Consider the following 545-nt stretch of genomic DNA (forward strand, 5'->3'; position numbering starts at 1 on the left):
GCACGCGCCTGCATTATCAGCCAGAAGATTCAACCGGTTGGTTGCTACTCGGTCGTATTGCATTAGCGAACCGCGATGTGACGACAGCCATCGATTCTATGAAAAAGTCGTATGCTCTTGAGCCAAAAGATCCTGACGTTATGTTAGGTTACGCTCAGGCGTTAATGCTTTCTCAAGACGAGATGGACCAAGCAACGGCTCGTTCTTTACTTGGTAAGCTCATGCAACAAGATTACGTGGATTTACGCGTGTTCTCATTGCTCGGATTTGATGCATTTGAACGTAAAGATTACCCAGCAGCAATTAAATACTGGGGTATCATGCAGCAGATGATCGGTCCTGACGATAGCCGTTACGAAAGCCTTTCACGCAGTATCGACCATGCACGCAAACAAATGGGTGAAGTGGTTTCTCCGGATAAAAGCGTGGCAGTAACGATTAATGTCGCACCTGAAGCACAACTTGATCCTAACGCGGTATTAATTGTCTCAATTCATCGTGCTGATGGTTCACCAATGCCGGTTGCAGCCGCTCGCTATCCACTT

At 47.2% G+C, this 545-nt stretch carries 1 protein-coding gene; it reads left to right on the forward strand.

The window, feature by feature from the left end:
• Window positions 1-545 (forward strand): tetratricopeptide repeat protein (locus R8O10_RS27000; protein WP_318192195.1); only part of this gene is annotated, 545 nt, incomplete at both ends.

This window comes from Vibrio sp. 1727 (assembly GCF_033344415.1).
Classification (GTDB): Bacteria; Pseudomonadota; Gammaproteobacteria; order Enterobacterales; family Vibrionaceae; genus Vibrio; species Vibrio alginolyticus.